This window comes from Microvirga terrestris (assembly GCF_015694425.1).
GTDB classification, from domain to species: Bacteria; Pseudomonadota; Alphaproteobacteria; order Rhizobiales; family Beijerinckiaceae; genus Microvirga; species Microvirga terrestris.
In genome coordinates this window covers 1-24,634 of the sequence record NZ_JADQDN010000018.1, presented here as the reverse complement: position 1 = coordinate 24,634, position 24,634 = coordinate 1, and the positions used below count along the sequence as shown (strand labels likewise).

General features: G+C 62.5%; 23 protein-coding genes. 8 read left to right on the top strand and 15 right to left on the bottom strand.

Annotation, left to right across the window (positions count from 1 at the left end; genetic code table 11):
• The first annotated feature begins 149 nt into the window (after positions 1 to 149).
• A complete protein-coding gene (locus I2H36_RS19350) occupies positions 150 to 2,138 on the top strand; it encodes a calcium-binding protein (protein WP_196265538.1) in 1,989 nt (662 codons plus the stop codon).
• A 297-nt stretch (positions 2,139 to 2,435) separates the two neighbouring features.
• A complete protein-coding gene (locus I2H36_RS19345; RefSeq protein WP_196265537.1) occupies positions 2,436 to 5,741 on the top strand; it encodes a cadherin domain-containing protein in 3,306 nt (1,101 codons plus the stop codon).
• 75 nt (positions 5,742 to 5,816) lie between these two features.
• Here the strand turns inward: I2H36_RS19345 and lysA are convergent, their stop codons facing one another.
• Together lysA and lptM are read right to left on the bottom strand one after the other, a co-directional pair.
• Positions 5,817 to 7,085, bottom strand: coding sequence for a diaminopimelate decarboxylase (lysA, locus tag I2H36_RS19340; RefSeq protein WP_196265536.1), 1,269 nt, complete (start codon positions 7,083 to 7,085; stop codon positions 5,817 to 5,819).
• A gap of 9 nt (positions 7,086 to 7,094) precedes the next feature.
• Positions 7,095 to 7,343: an LPS translocon maturation chaperone LptM gene (gene lptM, locus I2H36_RS19335; protein ID WP_196265535.1), complete on the bottom strand. Its 249-nt coding sequence runs from the start codon at positions 7,341 to 7,343 to the stop codon at positions 7,095 to 7,097.
• Between the two features lie 236 nt (positions 7,344 to 7,579).
• On the opposite strand from lptM, the gene I2H36_RS19330 reads away from it, so the two are divergent.
• Positions 7,580 to 8,914, top strand: a complete 1,335-nt coding sequence (locus I2H36_RS19330) for a calcium-binding protein (protein ID WP_196265534.1) — start codon at positions 7,580 to 7,582, stop codon at positions 8,912 to 8,914.
• A gap of 156 nt (positions 8,915 to 9,070) precedes the next feature.
• Positions 9,071 to 9,718: a thiol:disulfide interchange protein TlpA gene (tlpA, locus tag I2H36_RS19325; protein ID WP_196265533.1), complete on the top strand. Its 648-nt coding sequence runs from the start codon at positions 9,071 to 9,073 to the stop codon at positions 9,716 to 9,718.
• On the opposite strand, the gene I2H36_RS19320 is transcribed toward tlpA, so the two are convergent.
• The 8 genes from I2H36_RS19320 to I2H36_RS19285 form a co-directional block, all read right to left on the bottom strand.
• On the bottom strand, positions 9,715 to 10,452 hold the full coding sequence (locus I2H36_RS19320; RefSeq protein ID WP_196265532.1) for an adenylate/guanylate cyclase domain-containing protein: 738 nt from the start codon (positions 10,450 to 10,452) through the stop codon (positions 9,715 to 9,717). The genes tlpA and I2H36_RS19320 overlap by 4 nt on opposite strands.
• Positions 10,453 to 10,579: 127 nt before the next feature.
• Positions 10,580 to 10,894, bottom strand: a complete 315-nt coding sequence (locus I2H36_RS19315; protein WP_196265531.1) for a hypothetical protein — start codon at positions 10,892 to 10,894, stop codon at positions 10,580 to 10,582.
• 189 nt (positions 10,895 to 11,083) lie between these two features.
• Positions 11,084 to 11,419 (bottom strand): Grx4 family monothiol glutaredoxin, encoded by a 336-nt coding sequence (gene grxD / locus I2H36_RS19310; protein ID WP_196265530.1) that lies wholly within the window; start codon positions 11,417 to 11,419, stop codon positions 11,084 to 11,086.
• Between the two features lie 44 nt (positions 11,420 to 11,463).
• On the bottom strand, positions 11,464 to 11,700 hold the full coding sequence (locus I2H36_RS19305) for a BolA family protein (protein ID WP_196265529.1): 237 nt from the start codon (positions 11,698 to 11,700) through the stop codon (positions 11,464 to 11,466).
• A 26-nt stretch (positions 11,701 to 11,726) separates the two neighbouring features.
• On the bottom strand, positions 11,727 to 13,937 hold the full coding sequence (purL, locus tag I2H36_RS19300; protein WP_196265528.1) for a phosphoribosylformylglycinamidine synthase subunit PurL: 2,211 nt from the start codon (positions 13,935 to 13,937) through the stop codon (positions 11,727 to 11,729).
• A gap of 269 nt (positions 13,938 to 14,206) precedes the next feature.
• The gene (purQ, locus tag I2H36_RS19295) at positions 14,207 to 14,905 is read right to left on the bottom strand and encodes a phosphoribosylformylglycinamidine synthase subunit PurQ (RefSeq protein WP_196265527.1); all 699 of its coding nucleotides are present in this window, start codon (positions 14,903 to 14,905) and stop codon (positions 14,207 to 14,209) included.
• A 7-nt stretch (positions 14,906 to 14,912) separates the two neighbouring features.
• Complete coding sequence (purS, locus tag I2H36_RS19290) at positions 14,913 to 15,152, bottom strand: phosphoribosylformylglycinamidine synthase subunit PurS (protein ID WP_183452460.1); 240 nt, start codon at positions 15,150 to 15,152, stop codon at positions 14,913 to 14,915.
• 67 nt (positions 15,153 to 15,219) lie between these two features.
• Positions 15,220 to 15,759, bottom strand: coding sequence for a hypothetical protein (locus I2H36_RS19285; RefSeq protein ID WP_196265526.1), 540 nt, complete (start codon positions 15,757 to 15,759; stop codon positions 15,220 to 15,222).
• 419 nt (positions 15,760 to 16,178) lie between these two features.
• On the opposite strand from I2H36_RS19285, the gene I2H36_RS19280 reads away from it, so the two are divergent.
• A complete protein-coding gene (locus I2H36_RS19280) occupies positions 16,179 to 16,337 on the top strand; it encodes a hypothetical protein (protein WP_196265525.1) in 159 nt (52 codons plus the stop codon).
• A gap of 355 nt (positions 16,338 to 16,692) precedes the next feature.
• Here the strand turns inward: I2H36_RS19280 and purC are convergent, their stop codons facing one another.
• Entirely contained in the window at positions 16,693 to 17,499 is an 807-nt protein-coding gene (gene purC / locus I2H36_RS19275) for a phosphoribosylaminoimidazolesuccinocarboxamide synthase (protein WP_183452464.1), read from the bottom strand.
• A 239-nt stretch (positions 17,500 to 17,738) separates the two neighbouring features.
• Between purC and I2H36_RS19270 the strand changes: the two genes are divergently transcribed.
• Positions 17,739 to 18,062 carry a DUF1476 domain-containing protein gene (locus I2H36_RS19270; RefSeq protein ID WP_196265524.1) on the top strand — a complete coding sequence of 108 codons (324 nt, stop codon included), beginning with the start codon at positions 17,739 to 17,741 and terminating at the stop codon, positions 18,060 to 18,062.
• Between the two features lie 59 nt (positions 18,063 to 18,121).
• Positions 18,122 to 18,892, top strand: coding sequence for an HpcH/HpaI aldolase family protein (locus I2H36_RS19265; RefSeq protein ID WP_196265523.1), 771 nt, complete (start codon positions 18,122 to 18,124; stop codon positions 18,890 to 18,892).
• On the opposite strand, the gene I2H36_RS19260 is transcribed toward I2H36_RS19265, so the two are convergent.
• Both I2H36_RS19260 and I2H36_RS19255 read right to left on the bottom strand, forming a co-directional pair.
• Entirely contained in the window at positions 18,889 to 19,572 is a 684-nt protein-coding gene (locus I2H36_RS19260; RefSeq protein ID WP_196265522.1) for an alpha/beta hydrolase, read from the bottom strand. The genes I2H36_RS19265 and I2H36_RS19260 overlap by 4 nt on opposite strands.
• A 57-nt stretch (positions 19,573 to 19,629) precedes the next feature.
• Positions 19,630 to 20,274 carry a DNA-3-methyladenine glycosylase family protein gene (locus I2H36_RS19255; protein WP_196265521.1) on the bottom strand — a complete coding sequence of 215 codons (645 nt, stop codon included), beginning with the start codon at positions 20,272 to 20,274 and terminating at the stop codon, positions 19,630 to 19,632.
• Positions 20,275 to 20,308: 34 nt separating this feature from the next.
• On the opposite strand from I2H36_RS19255, the gene gluQRS reads away from it, so the two are divergent.
• Positions 20,309 to 21,181, top strand: a complete 873-nt coding sequence (gene gluQRS, locus I2H36_RS19250; protein ID WP_343234482.1) for a tRNA glutamyl-Q(34) synthetase GluQRS — start codon at positions 20,309 to 20,311, stop codon at positions 21,179 to 21,181.
• Positions 21,182 to 21,184: 3 nt separating this feature from the next.
• Here the strand turns inward: gluQRS and I2H36_RS19245 are convergent, their stop codons facing one another.
• Positions 21,185 to 22,102: an AEC family transporter gene (locus tag I2H36_RS19245; RefSeq protein WP_196265519.1), complete on the bottom strand. Its 918-nt coding sequence runs from the start codon at positions 22,100 to 22,102 to the stop codon at positions 21,185 to 21,187.
• Positions 22,103 to 22,108: 6 nt separating this feature from the next.
• Entirely contained in the window at positions 22,109 to 24,142 is a 2,034-nt protein-coding gene (locus tag I2H36_RS19240; RefSeq protein WP_196265518.1) for a M23 family metallopeptidase, read from the bottom strand.
• Positions 24,143 to 24,634 lie beyond the last annotated feature (492 nt).

Genomic DNA, 24,634 nt, shown 5'->3' with positions numbered 1-24,634 from the left:
ACCGCGGCTTTCATCAACCGAAGCTGTATCAGCCCTGTCAGCCGTCATGACCAATCAGCTCGGAATAGGAAAATTCCTTGACCTTTTGAACGTCATAACGGTACAAGGCGAATTATAACAAAATTACATTTTTATCTTCGGGGCACTCCATGGCTACGCTCGTTCTTTCGTCCAGTACGGTTGCTGAAAATGCTCAGAAAGGCGATCTCATCGGCACTCTCGGCGTCATGGGAGAAGTTGGTGTCGGAGAGACGTTCACGTTCACGTTGGACGATAACCGCTTCGAAATCATCAACGGGAACCAGGTTGTCGTAAAATCCGGCGGCTTCGACTTCGAAGGCGACCAGAAGCAGTTCTCACTTAATATTCAGGCAATTGGAACCCAGGGCACCCCGGTTGAGGCCTCGCCGGTGATCGTCAGCGTCACCAACGTGAACGAGCGCCCCACGGACATCATCGTCACAGGCGGAACCATCGGGGATAACGCCATTCTCGGTGCAACTGTTGCCACCTTGGCGGGCCAAGACCCAGACCGAGGCGACCTGCTGACCTATACGATCGTCGCGGACGAGACCGGCACGACCGAGTACGACCACCCGTTTTTCGGCATCTCAAGCAATGAAATCGTAGTGGCTTCTGATCTCGTCGATGCAGCCATCGGCGAAAATTATTTGGTCTATGTGAAGGTCACGGATGCCAAAGGCCTGTTTTATGTGAAACAGGTCACGCTCACAGTCACCGATGTGAACGAAGCGCCGGAGGTGACCGCCGAGTCGATAGAAGTGCTCGATGGATCCAAAGGAGGAACCCTCGTCGCGGTGATCAGCGCCGAAGATCCCGAGGATGGTGTGCTGACGTACAAGCTCTCCGCAGCCAGCGCCCAATGGTTCAGTCTGGTCGACAATAACGACGGCACATGGAACGTCGTGGTGAAGCAGGGTGTGACCCTTCGATCGGACAGAACTGCCTTTCAGAGCTTCGTGGTCGAAGTGACCGACGACGCCAACAACACGACATCGGAAACCGTCTTTCTCAACATCAATCAAAACCAGGAGCCGGAGGCCACTTTCGAGTTCCTTGAGGTTGCAAAGAACGCGCCGGCCGGCACCCTCGTCGGTACCCTCGTGGGATACGATCCGGAGGGGCAGGCAGTCGATTACACCCTCTCAGGCGAGAACGCTGGTCTGTTCACTCTCGTGAAGAATGCGAACGGCACGTGCGGTGTCTTTATCAAGCAGGGCGTGACCCTTGATTACAATGATGAAGCGCAGCACAGCTTCAGTGTGACGGCTACTGATGGGTTCAATTCGTTCGAAGAAAGTTTCGACCTGGTTTTCGGCGGCTATGCTCCCACAGTGACTGGCGCTACTCCTATTACTGTGAAGGAGGGTGCCGGAGGCAGCACCGTCGTGGCCAGGTTCAAGGTAACCGATCTTGACTATGATGATCTCGACTGCACCTTGTCCCCTGAAAGCGAGGCTTTGTTCGATCTTGTGGATCGCGGAGACGGCAATTACGAGGTTGTCGTCCGCTCGGGTGTAAAACTCGACTACGAAAACTCCTCGCAAAATATCGCCAAGATGATCCTATCCGATGGGAGCTACACGGTTTCCAGGGATTTCACAGTCAATGTAACCGACGAGATCGACGTCATCACCGGCACGGCGAAGGCCGATGGTCTCAACGGCACGGCTGGCCGCGACGTCATCAAGGGCTTGGCCGGCAATGACAGTCTTGTCGGGAATACGGGCAACGACACGCTCTATGGCGGCGCGGGCAAGGATGTTCTGACCGGCGGTGGCGGGCAGGATGTGTTCGTGTTCGATTCCAAGCCGAACAAGAAGACCAATCTCGACAAGGTTGCCGATTTCAGCGTGTCGGACGATTCCATTTGGCTGGAGAACAAGATCTTCAGCAAGCTCGGCAAGAAGGGTTCCGAGACAGCGCCCGCCCAATTGAAGAAGGCCTTCTTCGTCGTCGGGGACAAGGCCAAGGACAAGGACGACTACATCGTCTACAACAAGAAGACCGGCAAGCTGTCTTATGATGTCGACGGTTCGGGCTCCAAAGCCGCCGTGGAGATCGCCACGCTCTCCAAGAAGCTCGCGATGACCAACAAGGACTTCTTCGTCATCTGATTTGGGGCGGGACAAGCCGGGTCGACCAGCCGGATGGCGCGATGAGCTGCCATCCGGTTGAATTGATTCATCATCAATGCAGTCGCCAGCAACTCGGCTTTAAACGAAGATGCTTACATTGGAGATAATCAAGGTCAGTATTATTGATACTTTGTTTCAAGAGGCAACTTCTAAACGATACTTGTAATGATATAATGAGTTGATACTATGGTGGGAAGTCTTTCTCACTCATGGCATTGCCTCAGCATAAACGTCCCCGTGGGTGTGAGACATCAGCTTGTCTGGGGGAGCGCACCAATGGCATTCAATGTACTGCGATCAGGGGAAGAAACTCAGGTCAACTCCGAAGGAAACGACCCTCAGAAGGTCTATCAGGGAGACCCGTCCGTGACATCCCTGGGCGACGGCCGCTGGGTCGTCACTTGGGATGGATATGGCCCGGCAGGGCGAGGCCTCTACCAGCAGGTTTACAACAGCGACGGCACACCGGCTTTCACGCAGGAGCGGCGCATCAACGTTGTTGAGGTTGCCAGCCCCTCCGAGTCAGAGCGAGATTCGTCCGTCGTGGCTTTTGAAGGCGGATGGCTGGTGACATGGGCGCGAGGATACGATGAGGACATCTTCGTCCAGCGCTTCGACGCCGATGGAAATCCGCTCTTCGCAACCGAGATCAAGGTCAATCAGTCGTCTATTGGAGACCAGGTCTGCCCCGAGATCACCGTCCTGTCGGACGGGTGGCTCGTGACCTGGGTGGACAGGTATCTGGGGGGTGTTTTCCAACAGCGATACGACGCCAATGGCGAGGCTCAGTATCTGGACGACCAGGGTAAAGTTGTCGACCGGCGCATCAGCACTCTGCGTCGATCCGAAATGGGAACGCAGGATGCAGCGGCAATCGACGGCGGTACCGCGGTCGTTTGGTCACGGCAGGCAAGAAACGATGCTCCTCACGAGATCGTTCTGCAGGTCCTGGATCCAAACGGGACCCCAATTTTCGCCACTGAACATGTGATTGCCTCGGGCATCGCCAAGTATCCGATGCCTCAGATCAAGGCTCTCGGAGACGGCTTCCTCGTGGTTTGGGCAGGGGCGGATTCGAACGGACAGGGCGTCTTCCTGCAGAAGTTCAATGCACAGGGGGAAGCGCAATTCACCCAGCCTCTCAAGATCAACACGGTTGAGACGGGCGATCAGCACGAACCCAAGGTCGAGGTTCTGCCGAACGGGGGCTGGATCGTCACGTACTCGTCCGGTTACGACGTATTTCAGCGCCTTTTCGACAGCAACGGCAACCCGATCGGCCTGGAGATGCCGGTTGCGGCCTGGCTTGGAAGCCAGTGGAATCGGGAAGCGGATGTCTCCTATATCGGCGATGGACGTTGGGTTGCCGCCTGGTCCAACTGGAACCAGGGCGAAGACAAGCAAAGCGGCGTCGCGCAGCGTGTCTTCACCCTTGCGGACGCGCCTGTTCTGACGGCGGATGCCGAGGTCGCCTTCGGCACGGCAGGAGTCGAGGTTGATACCCTTCAGGTTCAAGCAGGCGGGCTTTCATCCGGCGACAGGGTCGATGGCGGTGATGGCGAAGACATCCTGGAGATGATCGAGGCCGGAACCCTCGACCTTCGGGCACCTCTGGAATTTCGTGGCTTCGAGGCTATCACGGGAACCGGCGAAGAAGACACGATCATCACGAACGTGGCACGCCTGAGCGGCATCGAGTCGATCAGCGGCGGCGGCGGGAACGACACGTTGGAACTGGCCGGTGGCGGAACGTTCAACCTAACCGACATGGCCGTCAATGGGATTGAAAGCATCACGCTGACAGGAGCTTCAGCGACCTTAACGGTCGAGGATGCGGCAACCGCTCTGCTGATCCATGGCGATGATTTCGAAGAAGACAAGGTCGTCCTTTCAGGCGTGACATTGTCAGAGATACAGCGCTACCAATTGTTCCGGCAGGGCATCGAGACCGTCAAAGATGCGAGCGGCACCTATGTGAAGGGCATCGGCGAGATCCTGAATCTGAACGGGGACCAGGTGATCGCGCCCATCGGTTCGATCATCCGGCTTGATGCCGGCCTGGATGCGGAAATACCCTCTGCGCCACCCTATTACACGCAGCTGATCGTGAAGATCGCCAACCGGGTGAACTCCCAGGACCGGCTGGTCATCAGCGAGACACCCAGGGTCAAGATCCAGGACGATGCGATCTCGGTCGATGGCGTTTGGATCGGGGGGATCACTGCGGATGGCACCGGGCAGGCCGGCCTGGAAATTTATCTGACCGCGCAGGCAACGCCGGCCCGCGTGCAGGAACTCGTGCGGGCATTGTCCTACCAGAACATTGCCACCGGTACGCCCGTCTTGGGTCCGCGTGACATCAACATCACTCTCGTAGACGCAGGCGGATCCGCAACATGGGCGTCCGTCAATGTCGCCATTTCGGCAAGGGCAGTGAACCCGACCGTACTCATCTATGGGAGAAGTGTTGTCGAAGGTGCCGACACAGGCTCCCTGTCGGCTTTCGCAGGAGTTCGGATTGAGGACGACAGCTCTTCGGTGAAGGTAACGGTCACTTTCGACCCGACGAAAGGCAGTCTGATCCTAGGCTCGAAGAATGTCGGCACTTACGATGCGGCCGCCGGTACCTATACGATAGAAGGTCACCCGCTGGACATCACCGACGATCTGCGCGCGCTGCAATTCGACCCACGAGACCGTAGCGATGCTGTCGGAACCATCGAGAGGACGACATTCGAGATCGTAGCGACCGACTCATCGGGTCTTTTGTCCGAGCCTAAGACGATCACGGTAGAGGCCAGGACTGCGAACCGTGCGCCCGGCAAGCCGACTCTTTCGAACAGCACCGTGAAGGAACTGGTGGAAGATGGCGCAGCGGTCGGCACGGTCAGCGGATCCGATCCGAACAAAGGCGATGCCGTCACCTATTCCCTTGTCGGTGCCGGTGACGCTCCATTCCGGCTTGACACGCAGGGTGGGATAACCTGGCTGGTGGTGACGAATGGCATCCGGGTCGATCACGAGCAGCGCAAGGACTATACCTTCACGCTCAGGGCGACCGACGCACAAGGATTGTCCAACGACACGGTGGTCACGATCAAAGTCGACGATGTGAATCCGGAGCGGACAAGTGGTTCAGCCTCCAACGATATGATCAAGGGCGGTGCCGGCAAGGACACCATCGGCGGCGGTCTCGGCGATGACAAGCTCTTCGGCGCGTTGGGCAACGATGTGCTCACCGGTGGCAAGGGCAAGGACATCTTCGTGTTCGACACCAAGACGAACAAGAAGACCAATGTCGACAAGATCGGCGACTTCTCGGTCAAGGACGATTCGATCTGGCTCGACAACGCGGTGTTCACGAAGGTCGGCAAGGGCACGGAGCTCAAGCCCGGCAAGCTCGCCAAGGATCTGTTCTGGACCGGCAAGACCGCGCACGATTCATCCGACCGGATCGTCTACGACAAGGCCACTGGCGCGCTCTACTATGACCAGGATGGCACCGGCCGCGGCGCGCAGGTCAAGATTGCAACGATCAAGAAGGGCCTTCCGCTCACCGAGAAGGATTTCTTCGTCATCTGAGCGGAGAAACAGGCTCAACAAAAACCCCGGCGTGAACAGCGCCGGGGTTTTTGTTTTGATGGACGATCGGCTTCGTCAGCCCAGCCAGCCAGGAATCCGGTCGAGGCCGATCAGGTCCTCGTAAGAGGGGCGTGGGCGCACCACAGCGTGGTCGTCGCCGCGTACGAGCACTTCGGGAACGAGCAAGCGGGTGTTGTAGGTGTTCGCTTGAACGGCCCCATAGGCGCCGGCGGTCATGATGGCGATGAGGTCGCCGGCTTTCACATGGGGCATGTCGCGGGACAGCGCCAGATAATCGCCTGTCTCGCAGACAGGGCCGACCACGTCGGCGACGATGCGCGGCGTGTCGGGCGAGGCTTCCGCCACCGGCTTGATGTCGTGATGGGCCTCGTAGAGTGTCGGGCGGATGAGGTCGTTCATGGCCGCATCGACGATCACGAAGGGCTTGTCCGCACCCTGCTTGACGTAGATCACTCGGGCGACGAGCACGCCCGCATTGCCGGCGATCAGGCGGCCCATCTCGAACACGAGTTTGAGGCCGAGATCCTTGGTATGGCGCTTGATGATCGCGGCGTAAGCCTGCGGATCGGGAGGCGGCTCGTTGTTCTCGCGATAGGGCACGCCGAGGCCGCCGCCGAGATCGATGTGATGCAGCTTGTGACCGTCGGCCATCAGGTCGCGGGCGAGTTCCGCCAGCAGCGCGGTGGCGTTGTCGAAGGGGCTCAGATCCGTGATCTGGCTGCCGATATGCATGTCGACGCCAGTGACCGCGATGCCCTTGAGGGCGGCCGCCCGGGCATAGACCTCGCGGGCGCGGGAGATCGGAATGCCGAACTTGTTCTCGGATTTGCCGGTCGAGATCTTCGCGTGCGTCTTGGCGTCCACGTCCGGGTTGATGCGGATCGAGACCGGCGCGCGCATGCCCTTGGATACGGCGACCTCGGACAGCGCCTCAAGCTCGGGCTCCGATTCCACGTTGAAGCACAGGATGCCGCTGTCGAGCGCGAAGGCCATCTCAGGCTTGGTCTTGCCGACGCCGGAGAACACGATGCGTTCACCCGGCACGCCGGCGGCAAGCGCCCGGCGCAGCTCGCCCTCGGACACGATGTCCATGCCGGCGCCGAGACGGCTCAGGGTCTTGAGCACCGCCTGGTTCGAATTCGCCTTCATGGCGTAGCAGACGAGGGCGTTCGTGTCGGCGAAGGCCTCGGTGAAGACCCGGTAATGCCGCTCGAGCGTCGCGCTGGAATAGCAGTAGAACGGAGTGCCGACCTCATCGGCAAGGCGGCGCAGATCGACGCCCTCCGCATGGAGGATTCCGTTGCGATAGGCAAAATGGTGCATCGAAAAGGCCTAAAGCAGCGGATCGAGAATGAAGGGCTTATCGGGAATCGTGTAGCCCCGGCGCGGGGTGGAACGGGGCGTGCCGACCGGCGAGGGCAGGGTGGACTCGCCTGCCGTCGCCTGCTGCTGAGCCTCGGCCGCCTGAGCCGAGGCGCTGGGCGGCGGCTCGAGCGCGCCGCGGCGGCCGCATGCCGAAAGGCTTAAAATAACAAGGCCCGCGCTCAGAACGGCGCGGGAAAGGGATATGCTGGACGACATCAGAGGCTCCGAAACGTGGCCGTACCATAGCGGGAAGCGTTCTCGGATGCGAGAGGGTAGCCACAGGATAACGCCTATCCAGGGCAGAGCTCATCATTGGGTAACAAAGTTGCAAATAATGTTTCTTCTACTTGAAAAAGCGAGTTTATGATACGCTATGTTAAATCGTTAATCAGGCGTTACGACAGAACGGACGTAGATATAATGACTTTCCGGAAGTAGTCTGGAGCAGCGCCATGCCGAGTAGATACGAAGAATTACGTCTCATTGTTCTTGATGAGGATGATACGACATTCTTTTTAACCCTAGAAGATGGACTCTTCAATGTTCTTGGGAATGCACTTGCCAACACTATCACAGGCAATGCATCAGATAATATACTGAACGGAGGCGCTGGAGCGGATAGTCTCACAGGCGGCAGCGGGAATGACACGTATGTTGTCGATGATGCGGGGGATGTCGTTACCGAGCTGAGCAACGAAGGTACCGATTTAGTCAGGTCGAGTGTCTCTTTCACCTTGGCGACGGTGGAAGCTGCATTTGTCGAGAACCTGACCCTGACCGGCGATGCTAACATCAATGGCACCGGCAACGCCGGCAACAACAGCCTGACCGGCAATGCCGGAGCCAACGTTCTGACAGGCGACGCAGGCAACGACTCTCTTGATGGCGGCGCTGGCGCGGACTCTCTGAACGGAGGCGCCAATAACGACACCTATGTTATCGACAATGTCGGCGATATGATCACCGACAGCGAAGGTGTCGATACCGTCATCACCTTCCTGTCGGATTATACCCTGGCAGTCGGCCTCGAGAATATGCAGGCCGGTGGAACGGGGGCTATCAATCTGACCGGTAATGACGCCAATAATACTTTGACCGGCAATGCTGGAGCCAACGTTCTGAACGGCGGTGCGGGCGCTGACTATATGTCGGGCGGTCCGGGCAACGACACATACGTGGTAGATAATACTTCCGATTACGTCATAGAATTCGATGATGCCTTGTTGCCCAATTGGTGGGGCGGCGGAACAGATAAGGTTCTAACGAGCGTCAACTTCTCGCTTAGACTCGATACCGAGATCGAGTGCATAATGGCTACAACCAATAGGGGGTTAAGGCTCTCAGGCTCCTTTACAGGAAATGACATCACGGGCGGTAACGGACGTGATGTCCTCTCAGGATTGGGCGGCAACGATGCTCTGGATGGCGGCCGGGGGCGTGACGATCTTTGGGGCGGAACTGGTCGGGACTACTTCCATTTCAATGATAGACCTACGCGCTCCGACGTGGATCGTATCCTCGACTTCAATGCTAGGTTCGATACCGTCGTGCTTGACAATGCCATCTTTACAAAGCTCGGACGAGGAAACGAGTTCAATCCAGGCAAGCTGAAAAGCGCGTTCTTCACGGTGGGGACCGGCGCCAGGGATTCTAACGACTATCTCATCTACAATCCTGTGACGGACGACCTCCTGTACGACAGGGATGGTTCGGGCAGGGCTGCTGCAGTGAAGATCGCCGATTTCAACAATGTTCGATTGTCGGCGGCTGACATCTTGATCATCTGACGCCATCCATTGAAGCGTGCGATGGTCCCGGCGGCTTTGGTTGCCATGGCCATCGCGTTGGCGATGTGCCAGCATTACGGTATCGTGATGGAGGAGGGCGGTCCAAAGAGGCACTAGGGCTTGAGGCTAAGCCTGAAAGAGGCCACATCACGGACGATGTCTAACTCAACTAAATCCCGAAGAAACTGGTTGGCTGGTCTTGCCGCTCTCATCCTTACTGGCGCCGGTGCGGCCTGGTACGGCCTTGCGCCCAACGCTCCGGTGCCGGCTGGCGTCGCCGAATGCCGGGCCTCTAAGGAGACGACCGAGCGCCTGAAGTCTCTCGCCAAGGGCGAGGTGGCGGCGGTCGGGGTGAGCAGCACGCCCAAGCCGCCTCCGGTGATCGCCTTCACGGGCCCCGAGGAGAGGCCCATGAGCCTTGCCGATTTCAAGGGAAAGACCATTCTGGTCAACCTCTGGGCGACTTGGTGCATGCCGTGCCGGGAGGAGATGCCGGCGCTGGACAAGCTGCAGGCCGAGCTGGGCGGGCCGGACTTCCAGGTGGTCGCGATCAACGTGGACACCCGCAACCGCGAGAAGCCGAAGGCCTGGCTCAAGGAGAACGGCATCACTAATCTGGCCTACCATGCCGATCCTGAGGGCAAGCTCCTGCAGGTCCTGCAGAAATCCGGCCATGTGGTCGGCCTGCCGACCACCTTCGTGGTCGATGCCTCCGGCTGCGAGATCGCGCTTCTGAAGGGGCCGGCGGAGTGGGCCTCGCCGGATGCCATTACCTTCATGAAGGCGGCGCTGAACCGCTCTTAAGCGGCGTAGAGCTGCACGGGAGCCTCGATGCCCTTGAGCTCATAGTCCCGCCCTTCGCCTCTGACCAGGTCAGGCCCGGCCCGTTCGTAAACCGCCCGGGTCACCAGGATTTCGTCCGTTCCGGCTGCAGCCTGCGCGCGGGCGGCCGTGTTCACCACGGGTCCGATGGCAGTCAGGTCACGATGGGCCCGGCCGAACTCCCCGAAGCTGGCCGTGCCGGAGTCGATGCCGATTCCGACCCCGAGCTCGCTCCCTTCGAGACCCCGGTTCTCAGCCAGCAGGGTCCTGCGGCGGGCTTCGCAGCGGCGCTGAATCTCGCAGGCGGCCCGCACCGCCTGCCCGGCGTGATCGGGCTGCTGGATCGGGAAGTTGAAGATGGCCATGACGGAATCGCCGATCGTCTTGTTGAGGAGGCCGTCGTAATCCCAGATCGCCGTCGCGCATTCGTCATAGAAGGCATCGAGCAGGGACGAGACCGCATCGGGCGGGAGCGATTGCGACAGGGCCGTGTAGCCTCTCAGATCCGCAAACAGGATCGAGACGTCGACCGGGATCTTGCGGGCCTTCATGATGCGCGTGAACATGAGCTCGCAGACCGTGCAGGTGTTCGGGTTCATCCGGCTCGGGCGGATGCCGAAAGCTCGAAATGGCACGGAGGCCAAGCCGTGAAGGGGCACGGGAATCCGCATCTGCTGCCAGCAGCCTTTGCAGATTCGGGCTTGGGCGGGCGACATTGACCAGTCCCCTTCCAGATCGTTTCGAGATGCGGACCGGCAGGCGGCACACCTGAACCGCAGCGCACGCCGCGTACGGATCCCAATCCGGGCAGACTACACCCTGGGCGGCCAAGCACCAACAGAGCTAGATCGGAACGGCTCCGCCGTCGGGAATGCCGATGGCGCCGGAAAAGGCCGGCTTCGAGAGCCGCCAGGGGCGGTCCATGGCTCCCTTGGCCTCGCCGCGCTGGAGCCGGCGCGGGGCTCCGTCGGCCGTGATCTCCTCGATCACCAGGAAGCCCAAGGCCTGCAGCATCACGGCCGCCGCCTTGGTGGCGCGGTCATCGGCCCTCAAGGAAAGGGAGCCGGCGGCATAGACCCGCTCCATGAGGCTCTTGGGATGATGCACCACGGCCGCGCGCGGCCTGAAGGCGACGACGTTCGTCTCCGGTTCCAGCATGAAAGCCCCCAATGTAAGCCGCTACATTCGGTTTGTTGTGGCAGCGGTCGATCCAGTCGGAATGGCCATTGTGCCGGAAACGGGGCCGTTTGAGAAATGCGACATAAGACGCCCCCTGTTCTGAAGGGGGCGCCAAAAAGAAAGGCGGGGCACCGGCCCCGCCTTGTTGGATCCTCGCAGGCAGCGCGATCAGGCGCTCTGCTGAACCTGGATGCCCTTGTCGACGAAGAGCTGCTGCAGCTCGCCGGCCTGGAACATCTCGCGGGTGATGTCGCAGCCGCCGATGAACTCGCCCTTCACGTAGAGCTGGGGAATGGTCGGCCAGTTGGAATAGTCCTTGATGCCCTGGCGCACAGTCTCGTCCTCGAGCACGTTGACGCCCTTATAGGGAACGCCGAGGTAGTTCAGGATCTGCACCACCTGCCCAGAAAATCCGCACATGGGGAACTGAGGCGTGCCCTTCATGAAGAGCACGACGTCGCTGGACTTCACTTCGTTGTCGATCACCTGACGGGCGTCGGTCATAGGTCTCTCCTGTTCCGCGGCGGTCAAGGCGCCGGGTTCGTGTCTCAATTGTCGGGTGCCAGCGTCGTCAATGCAAGGGCGTGCAGGGTGCCGCCCATGTGGCCCTGCAGCGCGGCATAGACCATCTGGTGCTGCTGAACCCGCGACTTGCCCTTGAAGGCCGAGGACGTGACGGTGGCGGCGTAGTGGTCGCCGTCGCCCGCCAGATCCTTGATCTCGACCACCGCATCCGGCAGGGCGGCCCTGATCATGCTTTCGATCTCACCTGCATTCATTGGCATGGATCAAACTCCTCCAGACCTCGCGGTCACGCTTTGCCGGTCATGTAATTCGGCAGCCAGGCTTCGTGGGCCGCCTTCAATTGCTTGACGGATATGGCCTGTTGCCCGGGCAGAATCAACGCGTCGCCCCCGGTCAGACCCAGGGTCACGGCCGGAACGCCGATGGCGCCGGCCTCGTAGAGGATGTCGGCCGCCACATCCTCATCCACGGCGATCAGGTAACGGGCCTGGTCCTCGCCGAACAGGAAGGCATGGAGGGGCAGGTTCTCCGGGAAGGCCGTGATCTCGGCACCGACCCCGCCGGCCATGGCCATTTCGGCGAGGCCTAAGGCAATGCCGCCGTCCGAGAGGTCATGCACGGTCGTCACCTGGCCGGAGCGGATGAGCTGGCGCACGAAGTCGCCGTTACGCCTCTCGGTGGCCAGATCGACCGGCGGCGGAGCGCCATCCTCGCGGCCGCAGACGTCGCGGAGATAGATCGATTGGCCGAGCCACCCTTGGGTCGCACCGATGAGGATGATGACCTCGCCCTCGCGCTTGAAGGCCACGGAGGCGTTCACCGTCACGTCGTCAACGAGACCGACGCCGCCGATGGCGGGCGTCGGCAGGATGCCCTGGCCGTTGGTCTCGTTGTAGAGCGACACGTTGCCGGACACGACGGGGAAATCGAGCGCCTTGCACGCCTCGCCGATGCCCTTCAGGCAGCCGACGAACTGGCCCATGGATTCGGGCCGCTCAGGGCTCGCGAAGTTGAGGTTGTCGGTGATCGCAAGCGGCAGGCCGCCCACCGCCGTGATGTTGCGCCAGGCCTCCGCCACCGCCTGCTTGCCGCCCTCGAACGGGTCGGCCTCGCAATAGCGCGGCGTCACGTCGGTGGTGAGCGCCAGGCCCTTCGGCCCGTCCTCCACGCGCACGATGGCGGCGTCGCCGCCCGGCGTCTGGACCGTGTTGCCGAGGATCAGGTGGTCGTACTGCTCCCACACCCAGCGCTTGGAGCACTGGTCCGGCGAGCCCACAAGCTTCAGAAGCGCCTCGGCCTCGGACATGGGAGTCTTCACGCTGTCGGGTACGATCACGGGCTGCTTCGGGCTCTCGACCCAGGGACGGTCATAGAGAGGCGCCTCGTCGCCGAGCTCCTTGATCGGCAGATCTGCCTTCACCTCGCCCCCGTGCTTGATGACGAAGCGGAGTGTGTCGGTGGTCTTGCCGATGACCGCGAAGTCGAGGCCCCATTTGTGGAAGATGGCCTCGGCCTCTTGCTCCATTCCGGGCTTGAGCACCATGAGCATGCGCTCCTGGCTCTCGGACAGCATCATCTCATAGGCCGTCATGCCCTCCTCGCGGCAGGGCACCTTGTCCAGGTCGAGCTCGATGCCGAGATTGCCCTTCGCGCCCATCTCGACCGCGGAGCTGGTCAGCCCCGCCGCGCCCATGTCCTGGATGGCGATAACGGCGCCCGACTTCATGAGTTCGAGGCAGGCCTCCAGCAGCAGCTTCTCGGCGAAGGGGTCGCCCACCTGCACGGTGGGGCGCTTCTCGTCCGACGCGTCGTCGAACTCGGCGGACGCCATGGTGGCGCCGTGGATGCCGTCGCGGCCGGTCTTGGAGCCGAGATAGACGATCGGGTTGCCGATGCCGGTCGCCTTCGCGTACCAGATCTCGTCGGTGCGGGCGAGGCCGACCGCCATGGCGTTGACCAGGATGTTGCCGTTGTAGCGCTTGTCGAAGCCCACAGAACCGCCGACGGTCGGCACGCCGAAGGAATTGCCGTAGCCGCCGATGCCGGCCACCACGCCCGAGACGAGGTGCGGGGTCTTCGGATGATCCGGCTCGCCGAAGCGCAGGAAGTTCAGCGCCGCGATCGGCCGCGCCCCCATGGTGAACACGTCGCGAAGAATCCCGCCGACGCCCGTCGCCGCGCCCTGATACGGCTCGATGAAGGACGGATGGTTGTGGCTCTCCATCTTGAAGATGCAGGCGAGCCCGTCGCCGATATCGATCACGCCCGCATTCTCGCCCGGACCCTGGATCACCCAGGGGGCTTTCGTCGGCAGGCCACGCAGATGGATGCGCGAGGATTTGTACGAGCAATGCTCGTTCCACATGGCCGACACGATGCCGAGCTCGGTGATGGTCGGCTCGCGGCCGATCAGGGTCACGAAGCGCTCGTACTCGTCGGGCTTGAGCCCGTGCTCCTTGACCAGCTCCGGGGTGATGGCGACGTCGTTGCGGATCATCGGGGTCTCGCTTTGTTACCCTCTCCCGAGCGGGAGAGAATGGACAACCAAGTGTCTTCGTTATCTGGCCGGAAAAGCGCCGGCAGCCCTCCTCCCCCTTGTGGGGAGGAGTTGGAGGTGGGGGTGTGAGCGCCAATCTCTCAGGCTCTGGCGCCGACACCCCCACCCTGACCCTCCCCACAAGGGGGAGGGGAAACATGCGCCATACTCTCCATCGGCCAGGCACTCAGGATGAGGGCTGCGGGGGCGTCTCGTCCCCGCTCTTGGAGTCAGGCCGCTTTCGCAAAGCTCGACACGAGGCTCTCGAACAGGCCGCGTCCGTCGGTGCCGCCCACGAGGTCTTCGATCAGGTTTTCCGGATGAGGCATCATGCCGAGCACGTTGAGTTTTTCGGAGTAGATGCCCGCGATGGAGTTCATCGAGCCGTTGCGGTTGGCATCTTGCGTGATGTGGCCCTGCGCATCGGAGTAGCGGAAAGCGACGAGGCCCTCGCCTTCGAGCCGCTTCAGGGTCTCCTCGTCGGCCGTGTAGTTGCCCTCGCCGTGGGCGACGCAGACATCGATGGGCTGGTCCTTGGCGTAGTTGCGGGTGAACGCCGTGTCGTTGCGCTCGACCCGCAGGAACTGGCGGTGGCAGATGAACTTCAGGTTCGCGTTGCGCATCAGGATGCCGGGCAGAAGCCCCGACTCGCACAGGATCTGGAAGCCGTTGCAGATCCCGAGCACGAGGCCGCCGCGGGCCGCATGGGTGCGGACCGCATCCATGACAGTGGCGCGGCCCGCGATGGCTCCGCAGCGCAGGTAATCGCCATAGGAAAAGCCGCCCGGCAGGACCACGAGGTCCGTACCCTTGGGCAGCTCAGTCTCGGCATGCCAGACCTTCTCCACCTGGGAACCGGCGGATTTCAGCGCCCGCAGCACATCGCCTTCGCGATTGGAGCCGGGGAAGACGATGACAGCAGATTTCATGTCAGCCTCACGCGATCTCGACGCGATAATTCTCGATGACGGTGTTCGCCAGCAGCTTCTCGCAGGCAGCCTTGAGCTGAGCTTCCGCCTGGGCCTTGTCGGTGGTTCCGAGCTCGATGTCGAAGACCTTGCCCTGGCGCACGCCGTCGATGCCCTCGACGCCCAGTGACTTGAGCGCCCCTTCGATGGCCTTGCCTTGGGGATCGAGAACGCCGTTCTTGAGGGTCACGGTGACACGCGCTTTCATGGGGGCCTCGGGCTGTTTCAAGATGTGCCCCACGCCATAAAGGCAAAGGCTGCAAGAAACAACGCCCTCAGGAGCCCAATTCACGGGCAGCCACCTGCCTGGCCGTTTCACGCACGGCATCCTGAATTTCGCCGATCACCAGCACCACCGACAGGGTCTCGCCCTCGCGCCTGCCGAAGGCGGCGCCATAGGCCGGACGCCTGTTGCCGTCGGCCGGCGCGAGATCGATGGCAAAGCCCGGATAGGGACTGTCCGTCAGGCGTGCGACGGTGACGTGGGTCTTGACCGGCTTCGCCCGGCCTGCCGGCGAGCGCAGGGCGCGGGCCAAACGCTCCGGGTCCTTCAGGACGGCTTCCGTGATGTCCGCGTCCTTTCCCGTCAGGCGCACGACACTCACGGCGAGGCCTGGGCCGCATTCGGGCGGAGCGCAGAAGGCCAGCGCAACCGGCTCCGACCGATCCTCGGCCAGCCATTTCCGCAAAGGAAGGGCGTCCCAGGATGCATCGGTCTGCAGGCCTGCCACCTGCCGGGGAATGTACCCACAGCTGGCAAGGGACAGGCCGAGAGAGAGGATCAGGAGGCTGAAACCCAACAGGCGGAGGAGCATGGCCCTATCTATGCGCGAAACCAGCGGAAAGGGAATGGGGACGAAACCCGCCATCTCCCTGTTTCAGGGTGCGCAAGCAACACAGGTGTCATCCCCGGCGGCCGCAGGCCGGGAAGGGGATCCATTCACACGCTCGGCTCTATGGATTCCCTTCCCCTCCGCTGATGCGTCCTTCCGGGAATGACACCCTCCGCGTCATCCCCGGCCCTGTGCCGGGGATCCACGTCTTTGCAGTGGCAGGGATTCTAAGACGTGGATGGCCGGGACTGATCCCCGGATCAAGCCCGGGGACTGCCAAGCCGGGATGAGTGCAGGTGTTTGTTCTATATTTGTTCTTAACAATCCTCCTAACCTTGGCTATAGATGTGGGTGTCCTGCCTCACGAGGGACGCGCCCGAGGCGTCGGTTGTGGAGGCGGGATGCGGTTCTGGCCGCTGCGGGACAAGACGCTGGTTCTGCATGCCGGGGCTCTGAGTGGAGGAGGCAGAAAGACCGACCTGTTCGGGCAGGTCCTGTCTCCGCTCCTCCCAAGCCTTGCCGGCACCGGTGCGCCCGGGGCTGCGCGTGACGCGCCGTGAAGCTCTCTGAGGGTTCGTCCCTGATGGGCTGAAGCGCAAGGCTCAGGGTCGAAAAGCCGTGCGCGGGAGGCCAGGGGCTTCCCGTCCGGGCGGATCTCCCGTCCCGACCCGATCCTTCGCCCGCTCCACCGGAGTGCAGCGAAGCCGCCTTGCCTCCCGCGCTTCCCTCATAAGTGCCCGAGACGAGCCAGGATCAGCCTGCAGCCGCCACCCCGCCCAGGGGAGGGAGCGCAGCCTCATGTCTTGTGCCGCTTCAATGCACTCCAGTGAGAGCCTGTGCAGCCGGCATGTCGGATCCGGACAACAAAAAGCCCGGCACGGGGCCGGGCTACGCATGATTGGATAAAGGGAGTGCTTACTGCACCAGGCGCGGGCCGCCAGTGACCGGATTGTCGTTCTCCGACAGGATGCCGAGTCGGCGGGCAACCTCCGTATAGGCCTCGACCAGCCCGCCCATGTCCCGGCGGAACCGGTCCTTGTCGAGCTTGTCCTTGGACTTGATGTCCCAGAGGCGGCAGGAATCCGGGGAGATCTCGTCGGCCACGACGATGCGCATCATCTCGCCTTCCCAGAGACGTCCGGTCTCCAGCTTGAAGTCGACGAGCCGGATGCCGACGCCGAGGAAGAGGCCTGACAGAAAGTCATTGACCCGGATGGCGAGCGCCATGATGTCGTCGATCTCCTGGGGCGAGGCCCAGCCGAAGGCGGTGATGTGCTCTTCCGAGACCATCGGGTCGCCGAGAGCGTCGTTCTTGTAATAGAATTCGATGATCGAACGCGGGAGCTGCGTGCCCTCCTCAATGCCGAGGCGGGTGGCGAGCGAACCCGCCGCGACGTTGCGCACGACAACCTGCAGCGGAATGATTTCCACTTCCCGAATCAGCTGCTCGCGCATGTTGAGCCGGCGGATGAAGTGGGTCGGGATGCCGATGTCGTTCAGATGCTGGAAGAGGTATTCCGAGATCCGGTTGTTGAGCACGCCCTTGCCGTCGATCACCTCATGCTTCTTGGCATTCGCGGTGACATTGAAAGCAGTCGCGTCATCCTTGAAGTGCTGGATGAGCGTACCGGGTTCCGGGCCCTCATAGAGGACCTTCGCCTTGCCCTCATAGATGCGACGGCGACGATTCATAGGCGTGTACCGTGGTTTGAGAAAATCCATGTGCCGTGGCTCCTGGGGATGGTCATTTTTAGATCCGCGGCTAGCGTCAAGCGCGGCTTTCGACCGGCGCTCCGCTTAAGGGGCCAACCTATCCGATCCCTCGGGCAAGCACAACGCGGAGGTGAGTTGAAGCCGGGCAGCGAGATCGAAGCACCGGTCTTAAAGATGGGGAGCGTCTGGCATCCGCGCGAGTGCGCCCTTATATCGCATGAAGGCCCAAACATCAGGAGAATGACGGGATGACCTCTTTCGACGACCGGAGAAACGCCTTCGAGAAGCAGTTCGCCCACGATGAGGACCTGCGCTTCAAGGCCACGGCCCGCCGAAACAAGCTGTTTGGGCTCTGGGTGGCCGAGCACCTGGGCAAGATCGGCGACGAGGCCGAGGCTTATGCCAAGAGCGTCGTGCTGGCCGATTTCGAGGAAGCGGGCGATGCCGACGTCCTACGCAAGGTCCGCCGGGATCTCGACGGCGCCGGAAACACGACGGGCGATGCCGAACTCCAGGCCAAGCTCAACGAGCTGACCGGGCGCGCCATCGAGGAGGTCAAGGCGGGCCGGTAACGGCCCCCTTCACCCGCCGCCCTGCCTCATAAAACCTCAACACCCGTCGAAAGGGCGTCATGCCGATCCATTCATCGTTCCCGGAGCGCCTGAAAGGCGGCGCGCCCTTGTACACCGCCTGGTGCGGCCTGCCGGACCCGTCCGTGGCCGGTATCCTGGCCCGGGAGGATTTCGACGCCGTCACCCTGGACACGCAGCACGGCTCCATCGATTTCGCCGCCTCCGTTCAGGCCATTCCCCTGATCGCGGCAGCGGGAAAGCCGGCCCTGGTGCGCATCCCTGTCGGGGATTTCGCCACCGCGTCGCGCTACCTCGATGCCGGCGCGTCGGGCATCATCGCGCCCATGATCAACACGGTTGAGGATGCAAGGCGGCTTGCCGCCTTCACCAAGTTTCCGCCCGTGGGCGAGCGCAGCTGGGGCGCCTACGGGGCGCTGGCGCTTACGGGGCTCGAGCCCGGGGAGTATCTCCGGACGGCCAATGATCTGGCTGTCTCCTTCGCCATGGTGGAAACCCGCGAGGCGCTCGCCATCATCGACGACATCCTGGCCGTGCCGGGGATCGACGGCGTCTTCATCGGCCCCTCGGACCTGTCGATCGCGCTGTCCGGCGGCAAAGGGGTCGATCCGACCAGCGCCGAGGTGGACAAGGCCCTGGATCACGCCCTGACCCGGGTGAAGGCCGCTGGCAAGATCGCGGCCATCTATGCGGTCTCAGGTGCGCGGGCGGCGGAACTCTCCGCCAAGGGCTTCCACCTGGTGGCCATCGGCAGCGACATGGCCATGCTGCGCATTGGCGCCCATACGGCCTTGGCGGCGGCTCGGGCTTAAGCCCGACCAGGATAGGGAAGGCCGAAGGACTGGGCCAGGAAAAGGCCACCCTGCCGCAGGCCTTCCCCATCGATGCCGTGGGCGAGCCCTGCCGACAGATGCCACTGACAGGGGATCTCGGCCGCGCCCAAGGTCTCCTTCGAGAAGAAAAACATCTCGACCGGCACCACATCGTCCTGGTCGCCGTGGATCAGCAGAATCGGCGGTGCATTCCGCGCCAAGGGCATCAGGCCCCCCGGTCCCTCGCCGTCCTCCAGCACGAGAAGGCCCGAATAACCCACGATGGCCGCCGGGGGCGTCGGGCGGCGCAGGCCCAGATGGAGCGCCATCATGGCGCCCTGGCTGAAGCCCACGAGGGCGAGCTTCGACGGCGGCAGGGCATGGCGGGCCAGTTCCTGGTCGAGGAAGGCGTCGAGACCCGGCGCCGCATAGGTCACGCCGCGCCAGAACTCCCGCGGGTCGGTCAGGGTGAGGGGAAACCATTCCCGGCCCATGGGCACGTTGCTGCAGGGATCGGGCGCATGCGGAGCCACGAAGGCGGCATCTGGCAGCGAGCTGCGCCACTGCTCACCGAGCTCGATCAGGTCGTTGCCATCCGCGCCGAGCCCATGGAGAAGGACCACGAGCTGCCTCGCCACGCCCGATTGCGGCGCCAGGCGCGGACCGTCGATGCTGGCCATGAAGCATATCCCCGATCATTGACAATTCGCCGATTGCAGAGCGGAACGGCCTGGCCGTCAAGCCGGCGCCCCCTCCCGCGCCTTCGCCACCCGGTAATAAGCCCAGAGCACCTTGGCGGCGACGCCGCGCCAGGGCCGCCAGCTTTCGGCCAGGGCTTTAAGCGCCTTGGCATCCGGCCTCTGCTCCAGACCGTAGGCGAGGCGGGCGGCTTCTTGCACCGCAAGGTCCCCGCTCGGAAAGGCATCCGGATGGCCCAAGCAGAAGAGCAGATAAACGTCGGCGGTCCAGGGGCCGATCCCCTTCACCCGCATGAGGAGGCCATGGGCCTCATCGGCCGGAATATCGCCGAGACCGTCGAGCGGCAGCCGTCCTTCGATGATCTCCGTCGCCAAGGCGCGAAGGGTCCGGACCTTGCCGGCCGAGAGGCCCGCCGCCCGCAAGGATTCGTCTGACAGCCGCAGGAAGACCTCCGGGGTCGCGGGTTCGAGAATGGCCCGCAGGCGACCCCAGATCGCGGTGGCGCTCGCGGTGGAAACCTGCTGGCCCAGCACGATCCAAGCGAGACCCTCGAAACCGGGCGGGCGCTTGCGCAGTTGCGGCGTGACCCCCTCGGCGGCCAGCCGCGCCATGACCGGATCAGCCTCCGCGAGTGCCTTAAGGCCCCTCTTGAGAACCGCGTCCGTTTCGAGGAGGGTGGCCATTCCTTCGCGCTCCTTACTGTCCCAGCAGGCTCCCGTGACGAAGCCCGTATTCCGACTCGCCCCCAGCCCCAACGGCCGGCTTCACTTGGGCCACGCCTATTCGGCCCTGCTCAATGCCGATTTCGCGCGCCGCTTTGACGGGCGCCTGCTTCTGCGCATCGAGGATATCGATACCACACGCTGCCGTCCCGAGTTCGAGCAGGCGATTTATGAAGATCTCGCCTGGCTCGGGCTTCAATGGGAAGAGCCGGTCCGGCGGCAGTCGGAGCATTTCGACGATTACCGCGCCGCCTTCCGCACCCTGAAGGGGAGGGGCATCCTCTATCCGTGCTTCTGCTCCCGCAAGGACATTGCGGAGGCGGTCGCCTGCCGGGAGGCGGAAACCGGCCAGCCCTGGCCCCGCGATCCTGACGGCGCCCCGCTCTATCCCGGCATCTGCCAGCACTTATCGGCCGACGAAATCGAACGGCGCATCGCAGCCGGCGAGCCCCATGCCTGGCGGCTGGATATGACTGCTTTGAAGAAACTCCTGCCCGGGCCCCACAGCTATTGCAGGTTCGACCGCGAAGGCCGTGAGGAGAGGGTGGTGACAGATCCCTGGCGCTGGGGCGATGCGGTCATCCTGCGCAAGGATACGCCGACGAGCTATCATCTCTCCGTGGTGGTGGACGACGCGCTCCAAGGCGTCACGCATGTGGTCCGCGGCCAGGATCTTGAGGCCGCCACCGATCTCCACGTTCTGCTGCAGGCCCTGCTCGGGCTTCCGACGCCGCTCTACCATCACCATGGGCTCGTGCGCGATCCTGAGGGCGACAAGCTGGCGAAAAGTCGTCAGTCGCAGGCCTTGGCGGAACTGCGGGCTGCGGGTGCCACGCCCCGGGGCATCCGGCAGCACCTGGGCTTTTAGGCCTCAGCCTACACCGAGCACATAAAGCCAGACGAGCGTGCTGCCCAGAGCCAGGAAGGTTGAGAGCGTCACGGCGCTGGAGGCCAGGGCCACGCCTTCCCCGTAGCGCTCTGCGAACAGATAGGCATTGATGCCGGACGGGCATGAGGCGAAGAGCACCGCAACGCCCGCCCAGACCGACGGCATCTGGAAGACCTGCGTGGCGAGCAGCAGCACCACGAGCGGATGCACCACTAGTTTCAGAAAGGAGATCACCGTCGGCAGCTTCCAGCCCATCTGCAGACCATATCGGCGTAGCGCAATCCCCATGGAGATGAGGGCACAGGGCACGGCCGCGCTCGCCAGAAGGTCCATCACCTGCCAGGCAGGGGTAGGCACATAAGCTGCAATCGGCCGGCAGGCCGACCCGGCCAGGATCCCGACCACGATCGGATGGGTCAGGAGGCGGCGCAGGATGACGAGGGGCGAAGCCTGCCGTCCCTCGGCCAGGATCGTCGCGAGTGTCATGGTGACGGGAAGATGCACGGCGATCAGCAGGAAGAGCGGTACGGCGCCCTCATCCCCATAAGCCTTGAGGATCATGGGGATTCCGACGAAGACGGTGTTCGCCTGGCCGGCCGAAAACCCGGCGACGACACCGGAGACCCCTTTGATGCCGAAGAAATGCCGGCCGATGGCGGTGGCCAGCAGCCATACCACGGCCACGCCGGCGAAATACGAGATCCAATAACCCCAGGGCTGGACGGGCGGGATCTCGGCCCGGACAAGGGTGCGGAAGATCAGGCAGGGAAGGGAGAGAGTGAAGACGAACTCGGACAGGCCTTCGCCGACCCGCTCGGAGACGAAGCCCGTCTGACGCGCCACATAGCCGATGCCGATCAGACCGAAGACCGGCAGGACGATCGCGAACAGTTCAAGCATACAGGGTTATCGGATTTCGGCGCGCTGGGAGAGGCTGGCGGAGGCCACAGAGTGGGACATCAGCTCGTCAACCTGTTCGCGCTGGCGCTTGAATTCCACCAGACCACGGCCTTCGAGTTCACGCCCACGGGGCAGGCGGATCTTCAGCGGATCGACGAAGCTGCCATTGATGATGACTTCATAATGGAGATGCGGGCCCGTCGAGAGGCCGGAATTGCCCACATAACCGATGACCTGGCCCTGCTGCACCCTCTTGCCGGGGGCAATGCCCTTGGCGAAGCTCGACATGTGCGAGTACGCGGTCACATAGCCGTTGGTGTGCTGCAACTCGACGCGACGGCCATAGCCTGAATCCCACTCGGACTTGATGATTGTGCCGTTGCCGGCAGCAATGATGGGGGTGCCGACCTTGTTGGCCCAATCGACGCCGGTATGAGGGCGCGAATAGCCCAGGATCGGATGGAACCGCGAGCCGAAGCCAGATCGCAGGATGCCGTCGGCGATAGGTTTGCGGATGAGAAATTTCTTGAGGGAGCGACCTGCTTCGTCGAAGAAATCGACCGTGCCGTCGTCGCCCTGGTAGCGGTAGACCCGGCGCGGTTCCCCGCCCACCGTCAGGGAGGCGTAGAGAACCTCCGGCGTGCCGTTCTCGTCGTCTGCGCCGAAGAAGACCTCGAAGGAGTCGCCCTGTGAGACCCGGCGCTGGAAATCGACATCGTAGCCGAAGATGCGCACCAGCTCGTCCACGGTCTGGCGGGGAAGATCGTTCTTGAGAGCCGTCTCATAGAGGCTCTCATAGAGGCGCACCCCGCCGCGGGCATCCTCCTCGCCTTCCTCCTCGGATGCGTCTGCAACCTGGCGCGTCGCCGGATCTTCGGGAGGGGTGACAGATACGAAGACACCCCGATCGTTGGTGGCAGCAATCCCTTCGATGCCCCGCTCGCCGAACGCGATCACGCGCACGATCTGCCGCGGGTCTCCCAAGCGGGGGCCGGGGGCGATCAGGATGCGCAGCCGCTGACCCTCGGTCATGCCATCCACCCTCATCCGGGCCGAGAGGGCGGAGGTGATGGCGGCGATCTGCTCTGGCGTTCCCCCGTAGCTGCGCAAGGTTGTCTCGAGGGTTTCTCCCTTGCGGAGAACCACGTCGCGCTCCTCGATGAGCGGCGGCATGGCCTTCTGCTCGATCTTCGGAAGGTCGGTCACATTCTCCGGCACGACCCGAACCTCGATCGTGCTGAAGGGCGCGTCGATCACCCGCGCATAGCCGAGGGCATCGCCCAGGGCCTCCGGCGGCCGGAGCGTCCTCGACAGCATCTGCTGGGCTGGAATCGGCACGGAGGTTCGGCGGCCCGCCTCATTGAAGACCCGGCGTTCCTCCTCAAGAATCGCAATCACGTCGTTATCGGTCAGAGACGGGGCGCTCGCCTCAATGGCGACCGAAGCGAGATCGCGCCTGAGAACCGACACGTCGGCATCGGCGACCTCCGGAGCCGGCTCGACCCGCGCCTCCGTCTCATCCGCAAACAGGCGCAGGGGATTGAAGGGTGGGATGTCGGCCGCATAGGTTCCGGAGCTGAGAGAGAGACTCGTAGCAACGCGAACGAACTGGCGAACCTTGATGGCCTCGCGCTCACCGTTGCGGATCGTCATCGGGGCCTTGAAGCTCTGACGTGCGGAGACCGTGTTCTCCGTCATGTTCAGCCGGTCGGCCTTGCGGGCCACGTTCGTCGCCCGCTCCTCGTCCCTGGCCGATGAGGTGCGGCCATTGAGGGCTGCGCGCTCGGGGGGCAGCGCCGAGATCGCCGCGCCTTCGAAGGTAATATAGATGGAAGCACCGATCAGGGCGGCTCCCGTGACACCGGTCAGAACACTGGCGCCAAGCCAGCGCAGATTGACATCCCACTTGTCGATCTCAGGAGCGGTGTTGCCGCTGCTGTTCAGGGGTGGCTCATGTCCCAGATCGATGCCGTACGACAGATGCGGCGCATTCCTGCGAGCGCGTCTGGCATGGCTGTCGTCGGGGGGAAGATGGCTCATGGTCCCTGTCGAGTGTCGATGCGGGTGGGTTGCTGTCACAGACACCAGAAGGCCATCTAGCACAAGAGACGCCAACCGCACAGGTCAATAGATAAGCTTGTACAGGACACCGGTCCCATCAGTAGGGAAGGGCGGCCTGCCGCGGCCCTGCTTCCTGTCTTTCTGTGTCCTCAGTGAGGCAAGGGGTGGAAAAACCTGTGCGGCGGCATGCCGATCAGCAGCTTTCCCGAACCGTCAAAAAACTTTCACAAGCCCGTTGACACCCCAAAAGGGTTCAGCCTATATACGGCCCATCGACGGCGGCCATTTGGTTGTTGCCGGCAAGAACTTCCACAGAGACCGGGCTGTTGGGCTCGACTTTAAGTCGGGATCAAAGTCTGTTCTGCGGAAGCTCTGTTTTGTCTCCAGTGGAGGCATTTTGCTCTTTGACATTGTTGAGAGGGGAAGAGAAGCGTAGGCGGCGGTGTCCTTGCGCCGATCCGCAAGGATCGG